Source organism: Streptomyces sp. NPDC048278, from assembly GCF_040652195.1.
GTDB lineage: Bacteria > Actinomycetota > Actinomycetes > Streptomycetales > Streptomycetaceae > Streptomyces.
Window position 1 is genome coordinate 247,131 of record NZ_JBEZLP010000011.1, and the last position, 18,901, is coordinate 266,031.

The window sequence follows — 18,901 nt, forward strand, 5'->3', positions numbered from 1 at the left end:
CAGGCTATGACCTGGAGGTAAGTATCTTGGAGCGGATGGAACTCGCTGAACTCCTTGTAGGTGATAGGGAGGTCTTCCGCCTTTGTCGGGCTGCATTGACTGGTGGTGCCGATTTTAAAGTCTGGGTCGAGCCGACATCGACGCAGGAGCTCACGTCTATCTATTCCCGTCGGATGCGGACTATGAATCGAACCGGGCAACCTTCGATAGGGGTAGCCGAAGCGGTTGCTGATCTCAAGACGTGTGCAGAGACGGAACTTCTGATCGGGTATGTTGATGAACGCCCGGCAGGCGGATACTACTTCCAAATCTTCCTGGCGCCGAGCTTTAAGAAGGTAATTGCCTGTCTTGGAGTCCGGCCCTCAGCGGCAGATCCTGATCCGGTGGATGCCGAATAATTTTGTGTGGCTGGGAACTTCCGAGGAGATCCCTTGGAAATAGCGCAGTGGCCCCACCGGAGATTGCTTCCGGTGGGGCCACTGGGTGGCTGACGGCAGTAGTTGACGGCAACGTCAGCGGACGGCGGCTCCGACGAGGGGTGGTTCGTCGCCGTCGTCGGGCTTGCCGGTGATCTCGGCGGGGTTGCGGAGGGCATGGCCGAGGAGGTCGATGGCGTCGCGTTGGAGGCGGAGCCGGACGTGGGCGTAGACGGTGGCGGTGACGCCGATGTGGGCGTGGCCCAGCAGCTCCTTGATCACGACGAGTTCCACTCCTTGTTCCAGGAGGAGGGTGGCGGTCGAGTGGCGGAGGTCGTGGAACCGGATGCGGCGGAGTCTGGCCTGGCGGAGCAGGGTGTTGAAGTGCCGGGTGAGGGTGGACCCTTCGATCGGGGCGCCGTCGGGTCGGGTGAAGACGTAGCCGCTGTCCTCCCAGCCCGTCCCCACCGCCTCACGTTCCTGGAGTTGCCGGTCGCGGTGCTGTTCGAGGGAGCGCCGGCACAGCGTCGGCAGGACGATGCGCCGCTCCGAGCTCTTGGTCTTCGTCGGGAGGGCGGTCAGGCCGCCGGAATTGGTGCGCTGGAGGGTGCGTCGGATGCTGGCGGTTCCGCTGGCGAGGTCGAGGTCTTCCCAGCGCAGGCCGAGGAGTTCGCCCTTGCGGAGTCCGGTGTGCAGGGCGAGTTCGAACAGCGGCTGCAACCGGTGACCGCTCGTCGCGGCCAAGAACGTGCGCGCTTCGTCGGCAGTGAGGGGTTCGAAGCGGCGGGGTCGGGGTGTGCCGGTGCGGACGTTGCGGGCGACGTTGCGCGGGATCTCCTCCTCGCGTACGGCGTGCTCCAGGGCGGACTTGAGGACGGAGTGCACGTAGGCCAGGGTCAGCGGTGAGAGCCGCCTTGCGCAGCACTTTCCGGCAGCGCAGCAGAGGGGCTCATCGCGGGCGGTGTCGAGGCCGCGTGCGCAGCACTGGCAGGTGGTGCGGAGCTGATTGAGCCAGGTGCGGACGTCCTTGGCGGTGAGTTTGGCGAGCTTCTTCCGACCGATGCCGGGGATGAGGTAGAGCCGGGTGACGGCGGTGTAGCGGGTGTGGGTGTTCTCGCGGAGCTGGTGCACGGCGACAGCGTCGAGCCAGTACGTCAGGTACGCGGCCACGCTGCCCTGTGCGGAGGGCATGGGGATGCCGCGGTTGCTGGCGGCGATCTTCTCGGTGAGCTTGGCCAGGGCGTCTTTGCGAGTGGTGCCGTAGACGCGGATGCGCTTGCGGGTGTTGCCGGGGGCCAGCACGTATCCGGCGGCTTCCCAGCGGCTGTCCTTGCGCTGGTAGACGGTTCCGTCGCCGTTGGCGCGGACGCGGCGGGAGGAGGCAGGGCGAGGTGTGGTCATCAGGCGGCGTCCTGTTCGAGGCGGGTGCGGATGAAGTCGGTGAGGGCGTGGGCAGGGATACGGCGGGCGCGGCCGAGGGTGATCGAGGCGAGCTGGCCGGTGCGGAGCAGGTCGTAGACGGCGGAGCGGCCGAGCTGGAGGCGGGCCATCACCTGGGGCACCGTCAGCAGATCCAGCACCGGGACCGCTTCTGCGCGGAGGGCGGTCGGCGGGGGCGAGGTCATCAACTGCCGCCTTCCGCGATGAACCGTCGTTCCAGTTCCCTGCGGTGCCAGACGTCGGCGGCGAGGAGGTTCGCGCCGGGGCTGTAGCCCGAGCCGAGGTAGTCCCAGTGGCCGACGACGAGCGTGGTCGTCGGTTCGGACTCGGGCAGGCCAGAGTGGGCGTGGGCCTGTTCGGTGCGCCAGGCGCGGCGGGCGTCGCGCAGCGCGCCGAGCGTGACGGAGTAGGCGCGGGATTTGGTGGAGAAGTGGCCCCGGAATCCGAGCATGTGCGCCCACTTCCAGAGCTTGAGTTCGGCGAACTCCGGTAGGCGGCTGAGCTCCCAGCAGGTGCGGATCATCTGCCGGACGTGGCGGGCGACGGCGAGCCGTGGCAGCGGCCGGGCCTGCCCGGTGCCGTCACAGGCGGTGCAGGGGAGCGGGGTCCCGTGAGGTAGGACGGTTGCGCCGCGTCCCTGGCAGGGGCGGCAGTACAGGGTGCGGTCGAGGGTGCCGGAGGCGTCGGCGGACTTGGTGGCGTACTTCGCCACGTAGGCGGCCACGGCCTGGTCGGTGAATTCGGCGTCGGTGTCGAAGGCGGCGATCTCGCGCACGTCGAGCTGCTGGCCCCAGCCGAGTTCGCGTTCCCCTATGGCGTCCGAGGTGATGGAGATGCGGGCGCGGGGTGCGGCGGCGCGGATGGCGTCGGTGAGCACAGCGACCGTGGCGCAGGCGGGCGGGGGCTGGGTGCTGCCGTCGGGTCCGTCGAGTCGGATCACGGCGTGGAAGTGGACCAGGCCGCGCTTCTGGTACTCGGCGACCTTGGCGAAGGAGACCCGCAGGACGGCGCGGGCGGCCTTCTGCGTCAGGTCGAGCCGGGCGGCGAGTTCGCGGCGCAGGTAGGTGGTGAAGCGGGCCCACAGGGCTCCGGCGTGGGCGTTGAAGAGGACGGCGCCCGCGTAGTCGTACGTCGTCGGGTTGAGCGGCGTGCCGAGTAGTGGGTCTGTGGGTTCGTGGCGGGTGCCGCAGCGGCAAGGCCGGGTGTCGGGGCGGTTGTGGACGGGGCCGAAGGAGGGTGCTGTGAGGGTGGCGAAGACGCGAGGGTGGGTGCGGACGGTGTCGGGGACGGTCTTGCCGCCGGAGAGGCCGGCGCGGATGAGGTGGTAGGTGTCGGCGGCGTAGAGGCGGGAGCAGGCCGGGCAGCGGGAGGCGCGGCGGTTGCCGCACGCAGTGAGCAGACTGCCCGTGGGCTCGGTGTCGGTGGAGTAGGAGCGCAGGACTTCACCGGTCGTGGCGTCGAGGGTGGTGATGTGGCCGGTGAGGCGTACGGGTTCGGTGCAGCCGCCGAGGTGTTCGATCTGCTGCTGTGCGCGGTCGAAGTCGGGGTGGTTGACGAGGTGGAGCAGGTCCCGTACGGCGGGGCTTGCCACGTGGCGCAGGTCCAGGGTGACCATTCGGGGCGTGTCCCTTCTGTCGGGTGGGTGGCCCCGAGCAGCAACCAGCCCGTCAGGGAAGCGTGTTGGTGCTGCTCGGGGCATGGGAACCAGGCCCAGGGGCGGGCGTGGGGTTCAGCGAGGGGATGAGGCCGGTGAGGGCCGGGGCTCAGAGCTGAGCGAGAGCGGCAGTCGCCACCGGCAGGGCGACGCCCATGCGAGTCCCCAACTGGGCAGCTGTGATCGGTGCTTCATGCTCGGCGCGGTGGGTGTCCGCGATGCGCCGGGCCGCGTCCAGCAGGGCAGCCGGCAGGGTCGGGCCGGAGGCGGGCCGAGCTGTCTTCGCGACGGTGGCGGGCAGCGCAGCGGCCGGAGCCGGGGCGGGCTGCGGTTCCTCGGCCGGGGCGGCAACGACGCCAGGGACGAGGGCCGGGGGTGCTGATTCGGGGGCGGGTGCTTCGTCGGGCACCGGGTCGGAGGCAGAAGCGGGCGTGTGCTCCAGGTGCTGGGTGGGGCGGGTGAGGGTGTGGAACTGGGCGAGGAAGGCGGGGCCGACGTGGCCCCAGCCGAGGAGCAGGAGAGGGGCGACGGTGTCCAGGCAGGCCCGGCCGTAGCGTCCGGCCAGCAGGGGTTCGGCGGTGTTCAGGGCGAGGGTGAGCAGCCCGCACAGGTGCAGCAGCCGGGTACCGGCCCGCAACTCCGCCTTGGACACGCCGCGTAGGGCCAGGAACCGCAGCGCGACCAAGAGGCCGACGACTGACAGGTCCACCATGGGAGCGATCAGCGGCGCGATCGGGTGCGGAACACCGAGGCGCAGGGCGAGCGCCCAGACGTTGCCGAAGGAGAAGACGAAGGCCAGGGCCGCGATGACCGCCATGACCACGGTCACGGTGTGCCGGGTGAACCGTTCCTCCGCCATGATCTCAACCTCCCTTCCGGCGTGCGTTGTTCGGGATCATTTGGTGAGCGAGGGCGCGAACGGTGCCGTCCGGCCGGTCGAGCGCAGGAAGGCATCCAGGCACAGGTCCGGGTCGGCGGTCAGATGCGAAGTGGCGTCCGCGACGCGGGCCGCGTCGGCATCCGAGACATAGGGGGTGCGGATGCGGGTGTAGCCGGGGCGGCCCTGCATCGCCATCACCGCGACCCCGACGTAGGCAGGGTCCTGCAACGTGACCGGGCTGGCGTCGGGCCAGTTGCGGATGTCCTCACCCAGCGCGGCCACCGCGGCCTCCACGGTCTTCTGCGCGAACGACAGCCCGATCGGGCACACGTCGCGGATGAAGGTGGGGATGGCGTCGCCGGTGGTCTTCTGGCTGATCAGGATCACCAGGATGCCGACACTGCGGCCTTTCTTGACCAGGTCCTCCACCAGCCGGGCGTTCTCCGCCGTCAACGCGGCCAAGCGCTTCGTGGTGGCGTCGCTGCCCTTGTACTCGCGGAAGTACGTGTGCGCCTCATCGATGATCAGGACCGTGAGCGGCCACTCAGGGGAGGGGCCAACGTGCCACATGTTCTTCACACCCAGTACGTCCCGGATGGTCGCCGAGCGCCGCTTACGCAGCTCGACCAGGCGTTTGAACAGCGCGTTCGCCTCGTCCAGGTCGTCGCCACAGAAGGCGAACATCCGCTTGACCAGGTCGGCGTAATCGCCCTCCGAGGCCCGTGACACCTTCCCGTCCGCACCCGCGATCTGCACGGCGGCCGACGGCGCGAAGTCGCACACGAACTTGTTGACCCCCGAGGTCTTGCCTGCACCCGGGACGCCGGCCACCGTCACCCCGGGAACGTTGGCCAGGGACACGCACACCTGCGCGGCGTACTCATCCACCCCCAGCTCCCAGCGCGTCAGATCCGCAGGTGGGCGGCCAGTGGGCCGATGGCGGGTGGGCGTGGTCAGCGGGTCGGAGCGCACGCCCCGGATCACCACCTTGCCGGGGCCGTCCGGCAGCACGGACACCCGCGTGCACCGCCAGGCATCCGCCAGGAACCGCGCCGACTTCTGGTACTCCTCCAACCCGACCTGCGGCAGAGTGCGCGCCCGCACCATCACCCCGAACTGGTCGGGCTTGACCTTGATCTTCGGAGTCAGCACCCGAGGAGCGGGCGGGGGACCGTCCTTCTGCGCGGTGATCTGCGCGAGCAGGCTCGGGGTCTTGTCGGTGACCGTCAGCCCGGCCATCCGGGCGAGGCGTACCCAGCCCCAGCGCACCCGCACGGCCTGCCGCATGCTGACCCGCGTGCCCTCGTCCGCCCGGACGTAGCGCACCACCATCACCAGCAGCCACACACCGACCAGCACCGTAGCGATCGGCAGTGCGTACGACGCGTATCCCGTCACGGCTTCCATGTCACGTCCCCTTCTTCGCGTATGAGGCGGGCCACGTCTCCCAGGTCCAGGCGGGCCGCCTGTCCGGGGCTCAGGCCGAGGAGATCAAGAACGGCGGCCGAGACGGCGAACGTGGCCTTGCCCTCGGTCCCCGGCAGAGGCCGGATCGGGTGCAACTCCCGCTCCGGCAAGCGGTGTTCGAAGCGGGTCACTGGTTCGCCTCAACCGTCACCAGCTCCAGGCGGGCGGCCCGGTAGGCGACGCCGTCGGAGAGCTGGCCGTTGAAGATCCGCGCCCACGGGGTGGCGAACAGCTCCACCGGCCGCACCATCGCCCCCGGCTTCAGCCCAGCCGCAAGGCCGGTCTCCGGGACGGTGATCTTCAGGACTTCGGCGCGGCCGTCCTCCATGAGCATCACGGTCACCGTGTACAGCGACGCGCCGGTCTCCCGGTCGGTGGCGACCTCCCCGGTCTGCTGGTCCTTGATCTTCAGCACCGGCTCGGTGCCCGCGATGCACACCGCCGACGGCAGCAGGGCAACACGGATACGGGTCATGGCCATGCCATCACATCCTCGTTCGATGGAGCCGCTTGATCGACTCAGTGATGACCATAGCGCTACGGTGATACAGATGCAACGCACGCATAGGTGGGACGGTTGATTAGGGCGGTGATGCGGGCGTGTGCGGCAGGCGCTACGGACGCTACGGTTGGTCCATGACCCTGCCCTTGGACGACGACCCGCGGCCCCCCTACCTCCAGGCCGCTGAAGTTCTACGGGCCGCCATCCTGAGCGGCGAGCTTCAGCCCGGTGAGCGCCTGCCGTCGGCGCGCGACCTCCAAGAGTGGTTCGGCGTCGCCAGCTCCACGGTCCAGAACGCCCTGCGCGTCCTGCGACAGGAGGGGCTGGTCCACTCCGTGCTCGGCCGGGGCAGCTACGTCAGCCTGCCCCTCGACCAACAGGACACCGGAGAAAAGGACGGCGACGAAGGCGCGGCAGGAGACGGCCCCTTCCCGCCTGGGTGGCGCTCGGCCCGCGCGGAGGACAACCGCCCCCCCTTCGTCCGGACCGCGGACACCCTGCGCGAAGAGATCAAGGAAGGACTCTTCCCCCCGGGTAGCAAACTGCCCTCCGCGCGTGAGCTGCAAGAGCGGTTCACCATCGCCAACTCCACCGCGCAGAACGCCCTTCGCCTCCTCAAGAGCGAGGGGCTGATCTACGCCGTCAAGGGGCGCGGCGTCTTCGTGCGCACCGCCCCGAAACCCGGCAAGAACTACAGCTCCAAGGTCGTCCAGCACCTCCAGCGCGAGGAGGTCGAACGCCAGGCCCACAGGGCCGCTGGCGAATTCGCGCACCTCGCCGACGCCGAGCTCAAAGCGCTTGCCGACCAAATCCATGACGAGCTCAACCAGACCCGCACGGCCTACCAAGCAGCGGTCGAGAAGGGCCGGAAGATCACCCGCGAACTGGCCCGCCGTGGCCAACTCGCGCCACCGCTCCACGACGATCCCGCAGCCGCCCGTAAGGAACTCGAAGACAGACTCGCCGACGCGAAGAAGCGGCGCCAGCAGGGCCCCTGACGGCCAGGTTGACAGCTCGGCCCGTGGGCCCGTGGGTGAGCTGTTCAGAGTTTCTTTACTTGATCAAGGCGGTCCGCTGGCGCGGCCCGCGCGCGCTCCGGCCCTGCGGGGCCGCCGCCCGCTCCTGTCTCCGCCCCGCTTGCCGACGGCCCCGCCGGTCCGGGCGCGCAACAGCCAGCACAGCCAACCTTTTCCGGGGCTCCGCCCCAGACCCCGGCCCTCCCTCCGAGGGGCAGGGGGCCACGTGTCGGGTGCGGCTTCGTCGTGGTGCGGGGTTCGGGGCCGCGGGTGGGGGTCCCTCGCCGTCCGGTCACCGGAGGCGTACCAGGAACCCCCGGGGGCCGCCAAGGCCGAGCGCACGCGTCACGATGTGAGCCTTGGCGGCCCCCGGGGAACCCTGGCACGGCGAAGCTGCCCGACCGACGAGGGACCCCCACCCGCTCAGGCCCGGATCGTGCCGGGTGCTGGCCCTGGCCGGTGGGTGCCTTCTCCGAGGGCGCTCAGGACGCCAGCAGTTCGGCGACTTCGGGCACGTCGCGAAAGGCCCGCAGGCGGTCCAGGACGATCCGTGTCCGCTCTGCTGTTCGTTCGCTGCCGCTCTGCCCGAGGGCGAGCATGCGACCCGCGGTCTGGGCGGCGGCTTCGGGCTCGTTGGCGTCGGCGTAGGCCACGGCCAGCCATGAGAGGTACAGCGCCAACTCCCGGGAGTGGCTGGCGTCGTAGCGCCCGAGCACGTCCGCCAGCAGGGGTACGGCGCGCAGCGGACGGCGTAGCTCGGTGTAGACGCGGGCCTCCATGACCTGCAACTCCCCGGCGTCCATCCAGTACAGGTAGGTCGGTGATTCAGTGCCGGCCGAGTCCTCGGCCAGAGCCTCGGCCGCTTCTCCCAGGGCGGTCATCGCCGGGCGGTCCTGCCCGGCACGGGTATGCGCCCAGGCCGCGCGGTCCAGGTACAGCGCGCGAGCCTTCGGGGGAGCATCCGGACCGGCGTCCTCCAGCGCGGCGCGGGCCAAGCCGACCGCGTCAGTCGTGCGCCCGGTGTTGCTCCATTGGTAGGCCAGCGAGCCCGCCACGTTCCCGGACAGCACGCCGTCCCCGGCGGCCTGCGCTGCGCTCATACCGAGCCGGTAGATCCGCTCCGCCTCGGCATGCTCCCCGGCATCAGAGGCCACCCACCCGGCAATCTGCGCCAACTCGCCAATGGCTCGCAGTAGTTCGCGACCTATTGCTTCGCTGTGCACGCCCTCGCGGTAGAGCTTCACCGCCGCCCGCAGCTCGCGCAGCGCGGGCCCGATCAGGTCCTTGCCGTACACCACGTCGTCGGCCAGCCGCAGGCCGTGCACCCGCTGAGCCAGGTCAGCCACCTGCCCGGCCCCGATCTGCCGGCCCGTACGGGCACGCAGCGGGGAGAGCGGGTCGCCCTTGGGCAGGAAGTCGGCCACCGACCGCACCGGCGGCGTGAGCTCGACAGGGTGAACGGCCTTCGCCGCTTCCAGCATCTCGCGCGGGACCTCCAGAACCCGCGCGAGGAACGGCAGCCACTCACGCGGCGACCGCGTCCCGATCTCCCAGCGGGACACGTCATTCCGCGTCGGAGGAACGCGATCAGGAGCAGCCTCGGCCAGCGCCTCGGCGAGCCGCCGCTGACTCCAACCACGCGCCACGCGCAGCCGCCTGACTAGTTCCCCGACCGTCTCCCGCACTCCACCAGCTTGGCAGACAGAAAGGCAGACACGCTGGCTACTCCGCAAGGTCCACACCAGCGAGACCCTGATCAACACCCCCGAGCCAAGCAGAGGAGAGGGCAACACGATGGCCGAGCACGCGACACCGTGGCCAGGGCGTCCCGCCGCAGAGGGCCCACGCCTGCTGCCCTGGAACACCGCCGAGGGGAAGCCCTGCTACCTGAGCACCGACGGTCACGGCTACCTCTCCACCCTCGCCGACAGCATCGAGACGATCCAGCTCGGCATGGTCACGGAGCTGCTGGAGTACGCCCGCGACGCCACGGCCCCCGGAGCGCAGGCCATGTCGGCGACCGAATACCGCTGGCTGGCCCGCCGGTTGACCGAAGCCCTCTCCGACGCACTCAGGGTCGCTGACTCGCGTGGGCAGCGCCTCCCGGGCCCGGAAGAGGACGAGAGGGACGAGGATGCCTGACTCCACGAACCCCGACACAACGGTCCGCACCCCCGCACGGGGACGCTACCGATTCCGCGAGTACCACGTCACCACCGTCCCCGACCCCATGGCGCTGCCGACCCTCGAAGCGGTCTGCGTCACCGGCGAGGAACACAACTGCGGTGCCACCTCCGGCACCCTGCACACCCCGGACGAGCTGACCCGCTGGATCGCCGGACACTGCGCCACCACCGGCCACGGGGTGTACGAGCAGACCGCCCGCACCATTCTCCGCGCCGAGCCCGGAGCCTGGCAGTAGAGTCCCTCTGCGCCGCCACCGCATCAGCCGTAGCGCGACCGTGCGGCCCGCGTCGCTGACGGCAGTAGCGACGGCAACACCCACGGATTCCCCCGCACAACCACGGACACCAGCGGAACCCGAAACCGCCGCTGATCTGCGAATACGCAGATAGAGAGGGGTCGCGTAGCACACGTATTATGTTGTGGCAGGCGGAACGCCGATCTTGGTCCATAACTGCAATGGTGGAACTGCTCCGAACGGAGCTGCCTGCTCCTGCAACGGCTCGACGAATCCCTCTAACGCGGACCTCGTTCAAGCGATTGCCAGTCGTGCTCAAGCCCGACTGGGCGGCAGCGGGGCAGTCTCGGGTACTGCTAAGCATGCTTATGCCGACACTCTCCTCACTCGCTACCAGGGTATCTATGGAAATCGTGGTCTGATTACCGAACAAAGCTACTTGGGAGGGGTGCCCGTTCCGAGAGGCACGGCGGGGAGTGCCCGACCAGATGTGTTCGATCCGGCTGCAGGTATCGTATATGACTACAAGTTCGTCAAGAACCCCGGTCAAGGGATCGGGAAGTGGCAGGCGGACAAGAATGTCCTAAACGTCCCAGGTGTGAATCTGACAGTGGAGGTGAACCCGTGAGTAAGGTGGATGCGGCGACCGTCAGGCGGGTTACTAAGGACTGGGCGGCACTGTACCCAGGCTTCGATGTCTGGCGGCCTTTGAGACTTCTTAGGCGTATTGGCCCTGTGCTTCAAGGGGTCACGCTCGACCGATCTACCTCGGGCGATGCGTACTTCCCGACCGTGCACATCCATGCTCTTACCCGAGAGTTTCCAGTCATTTCCCTGACTCTTGGCCAGCGTCTCGTCACGACCTCAGGGGTGCAGGAGGCCGTTACTTTCTGTCGCCATGGGGAAGACTACTCCGACGCCGCTAGGCGACTGGCCGAGCAGGCGCGGTTGAGTTTGGATTTGCCGCCGACGGTTGAGGACGTCGTTCGAGAGTTGCGTGCCTTTGCGGTATCTCGGCAATCCCAAGGTGGCCCGCCTGCGGTGAATGAAGTTGAGGATAGTGTCCTCATCCCTGCGGCAACTGGCTCAGTTGACATTTCCAAGGAGAGTGTCCAACTTGCACAGGAGCTTCTGGGAAAGTGGCCTAAGTCGCGACTTCCGATTAATTGGGCCTCGGGAGATGAATGGCTTGAGGTGCTATCGGCAAAGGCTGAGGATGTTGATTCACTCCATGAGGTTGTCGACGGCCAGATCGCCTTTCACAAACTTGCAAAGGTGCGGCAGGAATAGCTTTTGGTGATGGAAGGGGGGCTCCGTCGGAATGACCTTCCGACGGAGCCTCTGGGCTTGACGGCAACGCCAGCGGACGGGTGTTGCACAGATCAGCGGGTCGTCGCTGTCGGTGGGAGCGAGCCGTGGCCGCAGATCAGGACCTCCTGAGCGGACACTGACCCTCACCGCTGTCCTGCCAGCGAACCTGGCTCTGGCCTGTGCCTGGGCTAGGACGGGCATCTCCATGACGCCTTTGACCGGGTGTCATGGAGGCGGTCCGCAAAGGTCGGACGCTGGTGGGAGACTGGCGTAGTGAAGGTCGCAAACACCGAGTTCACGGGTCGCCGGGGTGCGACGGTCATCCAGGAGCTGATCCTCAGCGACCTCGGCTGGATCCCTCGCGAGATCCTCGTCACCGACATCGGGGTCGACTTTTACGTCGAGGTCGTCGCCCAGGGGCACGCGATCGGCCGTCACCTCGGCGTTCAGGTCAAGAGTGGCCCGAGTTGGTTCACCGAGCCTTCCGACGAGGGCTGGTGGTTCCGGTTCGACGACGATCACTACCAATACTGGCTCCACCATGACTTCCCAGTCGTCGTGGTGCTTGTTGACCTGCCGGTGGGGCGGGCGTACTGGCAGGCGGTAACCAGTGACACCGTGACGTCCACAGGCGAGGGCTGGAAGCTTGAGGTGCCGTCTGCCCAAGTCCTCGACACCGGCGCTCGGGACCCGCTCGCGGCGCTTGCCGATGCCCCACGCGCACAGGGTGATTCCGCCCTTGCCGCCTTCTACGACAGCCTTCACCGGCTTCCCCCGGAGGCGGTCGCTCCGCTTACGCGACTCCACGCCCAGACCGCCCGCGAGGACCTTGAGGTCCGTCGGCCGATCGAGCGGCTCTCTGCGGCGCTCGCTGACGGCCATAACACGCCGGACGCCTGCTGCGCGGAACTGCTGGAACGTACCCCCCGCTGGCTGACCGGCCGTACGAAGGATGATCCCCGCTGGCGGGGCCCCGTTGAACATGAAGTCTGGTGTGCAATCGGCGGATACGCCAACGAGTACGACCTTCCGGTGAGGGCTGCCGCCGCGTTCCGTCTCGCCGCCGAGGCCGGCGCGGTCCCTGAGGGACACTGGCGGGCCAGTGGCGGGATCTTTGAGATGACCGCGGGCCAGCCCCAGGCCGAGCAGACCCTTCGCGCGGCCCGGGAGATGGATGGTGGTCAGATCCTGGCCGACATCGGCCTCGCGGTGCTGGCCCATCAGGACAAGAAGGGACCGGTTCCGATTCCGGCGATCCTGGCTCCGCGGAACATCCAAGCATGGGGTAACTCACCGACGGCGCACCTGTTCCTCGGTGACCAGTGTGCCGTGCGACGCGACCATGACCAGGCGCTGGTCCACTACGAGGCGGCGCTGTCTCACGCTCCCAGCAGCTCGACCGTGCAAATCCTCATCGCCAAGACGCTCCTTGCCCGCCTGAGCACGCACAAGTCACCCGGACGGGACCGCGATCTTCGCCGTGCTCTGCGTCTGGCCGAGGCGGCCAGAGCAGACCGTCGCCGCTGGGACGGACCGAGCGAGGTCGCCGCCGAAGTGCTCCTCCAGGTCCGGATCCTGCAGTCCGACGTGGACGCGGCCTTGGCGCTCGCACTCCCCGGCCCGGACGGCGAGGCCACCGACCGGGAGGCTTCATCCGCACGCCTGACCTCCCTCGGGGCCCGCGTCGCCTACCAGGCCGGGAAGCTTGAGACCGGCGCCGGCCTTGCCGCCGCATCAACCGCCGCTACCCCGCTCTACGCTGCGGAGCTGGCTGCCGCTCAGGCGGACGCGACCGATACCGCGGACGACGAGCGTCGCCGTCTGTGGACGCAGGCGCTCACTGCAGCGGAGACCGACGAGCAGCGCTTCATCGCCGTGCAGCGACTCACCCAGCTGGGTGAGTGGCCGATCCTGGCCCTGGAGAACTTCCGCGCAGCCGGCCTCATTGCACCGGATGTGTACGCCGTCATGGCGGCCAACGCCCACAAGCGGCGCGGTGACCTGGCCGAGGCCGCGCGGCAGCTACGCCCGCACCAGCACTCCAGTGTGCTCGCCGCCACCGCGCTGGCCGACATCTTGGAAGGCGACGGAAAGCCGCACGAAGCCGCCGCCGTGCTGAAGGAGGCAGCCGGACGCCTTTCCGACCTGAACCTCGACCTGAAGTCGCTGGACATCCTGCTTCGGGCCGATGCCACCGAAGCCGCCGAACGACAGGCGCTGCTGCTCCTAGCCCGCCCCGGGCTGCCCCGAGCGATGCGCCGACGGCTCCACTACAACCTGATGCGGCACGCCTACCAGGGCAATGACTGGGCCGCAGCCGGCGAACACGCCGAGAACGGACTCGACGAGATCCTCCAGGACGAACCCGACGCCGATGTCGCAGCACTGGTCCACCGCGACACGATGGCCCCGGAGTTCGCCTGGGGCAAGGTGGGCGCTCTGTACAACATGCGCCTGTGGGACAAGGCGTGGACCGCTTGGGACCGGTACCAACCAGAGGCGACCACCGTGCAGGAGGCGCTCATCTGGATCCACCTGGTGAGACGCCTCCCCTGGACGAGGCAGAACGTCAGCGTGCTGCTGGACCTGCGCGCGAAGTTCGCGGACAACGACGAGGTCGGCGCCCAGGCGCTGGACACCGTCAACCGCGCACTGGCCGTCGCCGACGCGCCGGAAAGCGCCCAGTGGGGAGCGTCCTGGTCCGAAGAGCTGCTGCCCGGGACTCTCACGGAATTGCGCTCGCTGGCCGCCCAGGCCATGGACGACTACCAGGCGCGCCACCCCAACGGCGGTCTCGCTACCGTGGTCGGCATCCCCGATGCCGAGACGCTGCGGGCCTTTGCCACGGCCGCGGGCGTCCGGACAGAGGCGCATCAACAGATCTGCCAGGTCATCCGCGACGGTGACGCGGTCCTCGGCCTGGCCGCCAGTAGCGTCGAGCGCCTCTACACCCAGTCCCTCATCCAACGCGCCGCCGGGATGATTCCTGCCTGCAGCACCGACCCCGCCGTCAACGAGGCCGAGCGCCTCGCCGTCGGCCAGGCCCTCGACGGCACCGTCGTCGTCGACCCCAGTGCCCTGGTCATCACAGCGTTGCTCCCCGGTCGCTGGGACGCACTGCGCGCCTACTTCAGCACGGTGCAGATGCCCGATGTGTGCATGGACGACATCCTTCGCACTGAGGAGAACATCGGTCGGCTTCTCGCCTCCAGCTTCACCGCCGGCCTCGACGCGGACGACGCTACCGTCGAGACCACCCCCCTCACCACCGCTGCCAAGAAACACCTGGCGGCACAGATCCGCGCCGTCGTCAGCGCCGCTTCGACAGTCACGCTGGTCCCGGTAACGGAACTCACCGCAGCGGAAGCCGTGTTCGGCGACGACAACAGCCCCGCCACCGCAACGCTCCGCCTACAGGTCGAAGGGCCATGGGCCGCCCCGGTCGAGCTCGCCCTCGGCAAGCGCCTTCCGTTGTGGTCCGATGACGTCTTCATGCGTGAGACCGCCCGCAACGCCGGCATCCCCGCCTTCGGCACCGTTGACCTCACCCACACACTCGTCGAGAAGGGCTACCTCCCTGACACTCATGAGGACGACAACACCGTCCTTCTGGGCGCGTTTGTCGTCGATATCCCGCTGAAGCCGGATGTCGCGCTTAGCCAGTCCGAGGCTGAACAGTGGCGCGTTGGGAGCGTTGCAGCCGCACTCAGCCGCCCCGCGCCGTGGCATCGCTCGGACACACTCACGACATGGGCTCGGATCGCCTCCGCCGTTGCCGACCACGCGCCTGAGCAGCTTGTCCCATGGCTCTACCTCGCCTCGCTCGGGGCAGGCGGCACCGGAGCTGATGTCTACGTGACACTGGCACGGATCCTCACGGTGGGGATCACTGCTTCCGAAGCCTCTGCAAAGGCTGCCGCGTCGCTGACAGGGGCGAGTGCCGAAGCGGCCCGCGCACGCGGACTCAACGCCGGCCTATGGGCAGCGGCCGTCCGTGACGAGCTGACCAGCTCTGCCGTCATCAGCCAGTCCAAACATCTGAGCACAGCAGATATCGAACATGTCATCACCCAACTCATCAGGTGAGCCTGGTCGGACGCCCGTTCGTCCTCGCCGAGGAGCCACATGCCGCGCCGCGGCTCGAAACTGCAATCGCGACTGCTCAGCTGCATTGGTGACCGATGTAGTGACAGCCGGTGCGACCAGCCACGCTGAGGGCAAGCCCGCCGGGAATCGGTTTCATGACCAAATTCAGCGCGTTGGAATCCCTTCGCGCTCCAGGAGATGGCTGGTTCTCCACTGTTTTGTTCCTCAGTGGGCTGACTTACCGTCTGGCCTATGTCATGGATGACGCTGGTCAGCGCAGTCGTCGGGGCCTTGATCGCGACATTTTCCACCGCCATGCTTGACCGCGGTCGGTGGCGCCGTGAACAGGACGAACACCTTGTGGCGACGCGGCGGGCCTTGTACAGCGACTACCTCACGTCCCTCGCTCAGGCCCGAATCGCCTTTCGTTCTCTGGTCCGAAATCAGGACCTCGTCCCCGCCGAGCGGGAGCGCTCTGCCCGCGACAGCTTCGCCGCGTGCTACGGGGCGCGCTATCAGGTAGCAATCGCGGCTGCACCGGACGTTGTCACCGCCTCCGAAGATGCCTTCCGCAGCCTTCGGGGCATACGGGATCTTGCGGCGTGCGGCACCCGTGCCGGGGACGAGGTGTACGCCGGTGGCCGGGCCGAGTATGAGGCCGCGCTCGCACGGCTGCGGGAGGCCATGCGTCGCGATCTCGGGGCCGACCGCGCGCTCGTTGCGCCGCCGCTGACAGCGCGGACACGGGCAGATAGAGACCGCCCTGTGAGTGAGCTGGCATCAGAACGGCAGTCCGCTCGGTCGCACCCGTTTCCCCGCACCCCAGGAGGCTGTTCGTGACGCCCGAGGAGAAGACCGTCGGCGATCTCATCAACCTGCTGTCCGCCTGCGGCCCGAATGCTCCGGTCTGCCAGGCCGTGAACCCGTATTTCCCGATGGCCCATCGCCTGGCGCAGGTCCTGCAGTCGGTCGACGAGACTGGCCGGACATTCGTCTACCTCGCCGAAGGGCGTGACCCGGACGCCGCCCAGCTCGGCCACCTGCCACCGGAGGCCGCCATCGAGCTGACGTGGCAGGGACCCGTCCAGGCACCTCAGCGCCGCCCCCGGCGCCGCGTCGGCGGCAACTAGATACGCACCGAGCCCTTGGAGGCGCCCCTGTAACCCGACTTCCCGCCCGACTCGTCTTCCTCGTAGCGCTCGATGCCCACGGCCTGCCTGCCGTGCGGCTCGCCGGATCCGAGCTGGTCCTTGGCGCCGTCGCCGCCCACGGATGGTTCCGGGACATCGACCGGCCCCAGGTGGCGGCGCCGGACCCGACGTTCACCTCGCACATCAGCCTCGGCGAGGTCCCGCCCCTCATTCAGGACGCCGACCCGCAGGTCCTGGCCGCGAGGTCGACGAGACAGGGTCGGCTGGCAGGCATGGGCTGAGCCCGTGCTCGGCGCACCGTGCCTGTGGGCGGCCTCCTTTGCGGCCAGCGTCCCGCACCATCTCGTGGCCTCCTTTGCGGCCAGCGTCCCGCACCATCTCGTGGCCTCCTTCGCCGCCTCCCTCACCTCGACGGCACCGGTCTTGCGCCGTGTGCTGCCGGCGGCTACACGGGAGCGACTGCTGCGGGCGCCGGCATAGCGATCAGCGGCGTTCCTGAACTTGACAGGAGAAGCCCGGTCCTCCCGAACGGGATGCTGTTGGTTTATTCGGGTCTGTGCGTGACGTCGGCCTTCAAGACCTGGTTGTGGTCTTGAAGGCCGACGTTGTCGTGTGGGGTGGGTGCGGGTGTCGATGCAGCCGAAGGGGTTTGGGGAGATCCCGGCGGAGACAGTGCGGGTGGCGCGGGCCGCGTTCCCGAAAGGGAGCCTGGCGATTCGGGTGCGGGACGAACTGGGGTCGTTGTTCAGCGACAAGCAGTTCGTCGGCCTGTTTCCTGCGCGGGGGAAACCGGCTTGGTCACCGGGGCGACTGGCGATGGTGCTGGTGTTGCAGTTCGTGGAGGCGCTGACCGACCGGCAGGCCGCGGAGGCGGTGAGGGCTCGTATCGACTGGAAGTACGCGCTCGGGCTGGAGCCGGCCGATGCAGGCTTCGACTACTCGGTGCTCTCGGAGTTCCGGGACCGGCTCGTCGGAGCCGACGGCGGCCGGGAGATCCTGGACACGGTCCTGGTGGCCGCCCGGCGGCAGGGACTGGTCACCGCCCGGGGCCGGGCGCGGACCGACTCCACCCACGTGCTGTCCGCGGTGCGCGCGCTGAACCAGCTGGAACTGGTCACGGAAACCCTGCGCTCCGCGCTGAGCGCCGTGGCGCTGGCCGAGCCGGCTGAGCGAGCGGGTCCGGCCGGAATGGTTCAGGCACTACGCCACCCGGGCCGAGGACGCCCGTTTCCCCAAGGACCGCTCCCGCCGGGACCAGACGTACCGGCGGGTCGGCGACGACGGCATGCACCTGCTGCGGAACGTCTGGGCCCAGGACGCGCCACCGGGCCTGCGGGAACTGCCGGAAGTAGAGGTGCTGCGGCAGGTGTGGGTGCAGTACTTCCACCTGGTCGAAGGTGAGGTGGGCCGCCGGGGCCCAAAAGACCGGCCACCGGGCCTGATGCGGCTGGTGACCCCCTATGACCTGGAAGTCCGCACCGGTGGAAAGCGTGACATCAACTGGGACGGATACAAGGCCCACCTCACCGAGACGTGTGAGGACGACACCCCGCATCTGGTCACGAGCGTGGTGACCACCCTCGCCGGCGTCCCCGACGACCGGATGACCGTCCCGGTCCATGAGGAACTCGCCCGGCGGGACCTGCTGCCGGGCGAGCACTGGGTGGATACCGGCTATGCCAACGGCGGCGCCCTGGTCGCGGCCGGCCGCGACCACCGGGTCGACCTGCACGGACCGCTGAAAGCGGTGACCGTCCCGCACGCCCGTGGCGATGCCGCCCTCGGCCGGAACGCCTTCACCATCGACTGGGACAACCAGCACGTGACCTGCCCGAACGGCGTTGTCAGCACGCAATGGGCCCAGCGCAACTCCGAGGAGGGGCTGGCGACCATCCGGGTCCGGTTCCCTCCGGCCCACTGCGGCACCTGTCCCCAGCTGGGGGAATGCGTCAACTCCGCCAAGCCCCGACGGCGGGAGATCAACCTCCGGCCCTGCGCCGCATACGAAGCACTCCAGCAGGCACGACAACTCCAGGCGACCGGCGGGTGGAAGGACCGCTACAAGATCCGTGCCGGTGTCGAAGGCACCATCTCCCAAGCAGTCCACGTCTGCGGCCTGCGCAGATCCCGCTACCGCGGCCTGCCAAGACCAGCCTCCAGCACCAGCTCACCGGCGCCGCCGTCAACCTCATCCGCATCGACGCCTGGCTCACCCACACACCCCGAGCCCGCACCCGCACCCGCGCCCTGACAGCACTTCGCCCCGCCGCATAACGACGGGGCAAAGCAACCACGCCCGAATAAACCAACAGCATCTCCCGAACGGAGGCCGGGCTTCTGGCATTCCGTCTGCGGCTTCGTTGAGCCGGCGAAGAGTAGCCGGGGGATACGGGGCCAACGCGTGCAGTCTGTCTAACTGGCTGTTTCAGAAAGAACTTCGGCATCGGCACACCGTCGAGTGGCCTTGACGTCGTGAAACGGCCCTTCCTGCGTGGCTTGGTCATCGCAACACCCTCAAGGGCTGGTGTTGCAACGACCTGTTAGTGGGGCAGGGGT

16 protein-coding genes and 2 pseudogenes are annotated in these 18,901 nt (G+C 68.6%); 10 read left to right on the forward strand and 8 right to left on the reverse strand.

Features of this window, described 5'->3' with window-relative positions:
- Window positions 1-35 precede the first annotated feature (35 nt).
- Window positions 36-398, forward strand: coding sequence for a hypothetical protein (locus AB0D74_RS21265; RefSeq protein ID WP_362588912.1), 363 nt, complete (start codon window positions 36-38; stop codon window positions 396-398).
- A 114-nt stretch (window positions 399-512) separates the two neighbouring features.
- On the opposite strand, the gene AB0D74_RS21270 is transcribed toward AB0D74_RS21265, so the two are convergent.
- The 7 genes from AB0D74_RS21270 to AB0D74_RS21300 form a co-directional block, all read right to left on the reverse strand.
- Entirely contained in the window at window positions 513-1,817 is a 1,305-nt protein-coding gene (locus AB0D74_RS21270) for a tyrosine-type recombinase/integrase (RefSeq protein ID WP_362588915.1), read from the reverse strand.
- Window positions 1,817-2,041 carry a helix-turn-helix domain-containing protein gene (locus tag AB0D74_RS21275; protein ID WP_362588919.1) on the reverse strand — a complete coding sequence of 75 codons (225 nt, stop codon included), beginning with the start codon at window positions 2,039-2,041 and terminating at the stop codon, window positions 1,817-1,819. Before AB0D74_RS21275 ends, AB0D74_RS21270 begins: the two co-directional genes overlap by 1 nt.
- The gene (locus AB0D74_RS21280) at window positions 2,041-3,471 is read right to left on the reverse strand and encodes a replication initiator (protein WP_362588922.1); all 1,431 of its coding nucleotides are present in this window, start codon (window positions 3,469-3,471) and stop codon (window positions 2,041-2,043) included. The genes AB0D74_RS21275 and AB0D74_RS21280 overlap by 1 nt, the downstream gene beginning before the upstream one ends.
- A 148-nt stretch (window positions 3,472-3,619) precedes the next feature.
- On the reverse strand, window positions 3,620-4,369 hold the full coding sequence (locus AB0D74_RS21285) for a DUF2637 domain-containing protein (RefSeq protein WP_362588925.1): 750 nt from the start codon (window positions 4,367-4,369) through the stop codon (window positions 3,620-3,622).
- A gap of 36 nt (window positions 4,370-4,405) precedes the next feature.
- Window positions 4,406-5,797 carry a cell division protein FtsK gene (locus AB0D74_RS21290; protein WP_362588928.1) on the reverse strand — a complete coding sequence of 464 codons (1,392 nt, stop codon included), beginning with the start codon at window positions 5,795-5,797 and terminating at the stop codon, window positions 4,406-4,408.
- Window positions 5,785-5,988 carry a hypothetical protein gene (locus tag AB0D74_RS21295; RefSeq protein ID WP_362588931.1) on the reverse strand — a complete coding sequence of 68 codons (204 nt, stop codon included), beginning with the start codon at window positions 5,986-5,988 and terminating at the stop codon, window positions 5,785-5,787. Before AB0D74_RS21295 ends, AB0D74_RS21290 begins: the two co-directional genes overlap by 13 nt.
- Complete coding sequence (locus AB0D74_RS21300) at window positions 5,985-6,338, reverse strand: hypothetical protein (RefSeq protein ID WP_307056007.1); 354 nt, start codon at window positions 6,336-6,338, stop codon at window positions 5,985-5,987. Before AB0D74_RS21300 ends, AB0D74_RS21295 begins: the two co-directional genes overlap by 4 nt.
- Window positions 6,339-6,493: 155 nt before the next feature.
- Here AB0D74_RS21300 and AB0D74_RS21305 point away from each other — a divergent pair, with 155 nt between their 5' ends.
- Complete coding sequence (locus AB0D74_RS21305; RefSeq protein WP_362588934.1) at window positions 6,494-7,357, forward strand: GntR family transcriptional regulator; 864 nt, start codon at window positions 6,494-6,496, stop codon at window positions 7,355-7,357.
- Between the two features lie 500 nt (window positions 7,358-7,857).
- On the opposite strand, the gene AB0D74_RS21310 is transcribed toward AB0D74_RS21305, so the two are convergent.
- The gene (locus AB0D74_RS21310; RefSeq protein ID WP_362588937.1) at window positions 7,858-9,138 is read right to left on the reverse strand and encodes a helix-turn-helix domain-containing protein; all 1,281 of its coding nucleotides are present in this window, start codon (window positions 9,136-9,138) and stop codon (window positions 7,858-7,860) included.
- A 31-nt stretch (window positions 9,139-9,169) separates the two neighbouring features.
- Between AB0D74_RS21310 and AB0D74_RS21315 the strand changes: the two genes are divergently transcribed.
- The 8 genes and pseudogenes from AB0D74_RS21315 to AB0D74_RS21350 all read left to right on the forward strand — a co-directional run bounded on the left by AB0D74_RS21315 (window position 9,170) and on the right by AB0D74_RS21350 (window position 18,619).
- Window positions 9,170-9,517 (forward strand): hypothetical protein, encoded by a 348-nt coding sequence (locus tag AB0D74_RS21315; protein WP_362588940.1) that lies wholly within the window; start codon window positions 9,170-9,172, stop codon window positions 9,515-9,517.
- Complete coding sequence (locus tag AB0D74_RS21320; RefSeq protein ID WP_362588943.1) at window positions 9,510-9,797, forward strand: hypothetical protein; 288 nt, start codon at window positions 9,510-9,512, stop codon at window positions 9,795-9,797. Before AB0D74_RS21315 ends, AB0D74_RS21320 begins: the two co-directional genes overlap by 8 nt.
- A 624-nt stretch (window positions 9,798-10,421) precedes the next feature.
- A complete protein-coding gene (locus AB0D74_RS21325; RefSeq protein WP_362588946.1) occupies window positions 10,422-11,087 on the forward strand; it encodes a hypothetical protein in 666 nt (221 codons plus the stop codon).
- A gap of 294 nt (window positions 11,088-11,381) precedes the next feature.
- On the forward strand, window positions 11,382-15,194 hold the full coding sequence (locus tag AB0D74_RS21330) for a DUF4365 domain-containing protein (protein WP_362588950.1): 3,813 nt from the start codon (window positions 11,382-11,384) through the stop codon (window positions 15,192-15,194).
- Window positions 15,195-15,455: 261 nt separating this feature from the next.
- The gene (locus AB0D74_RS21335; RefSeq protein WP_362588953.1) at window positions 15,456-16,034 is read left to right on the forward strand and encodes a hypothetical protein; all 579 of its coding nucleotides are present in this window, start codon (window positions 15,456-15,458) and stop codon (window positions 16,032-16,034) included.
- Window positions 16,031-16,324 carry a hypothetical protein gene (locus tag AB0D74_RS21340; protein ID WP_362588956.1) on the forward strand — a complete coding sequence of 98 codons (294 nt, stop codon included), beginning with the start codon at window positions 16,031-16,033 and terminating at the stop codon, window positions 16,322-16,324. Before AB0D74_RS21335 ends, AB0D74_RS21340 begins: the two co-directional genes overlap by 4 nt.
- A gap of 56 nt (window positions 16,325-16,380) precedes the next feature.
- A pseudogene (locus tag AB0D74_RS21345) lies at window positions 16,381-16,825 on the forward strand (DUF317 domain-containing protein); the annotation flags it as partial.
- Window positions 16,826-16,972: 147 nt separating this feature from the next.
- Window positions 16,973-18,619: pseudogene (locus tag AB0D74_RS21350) on the forward strand (IS1182 family transposase).
- Window positions 18,620-18,901 lie beyond the last annotated feature (282 nt).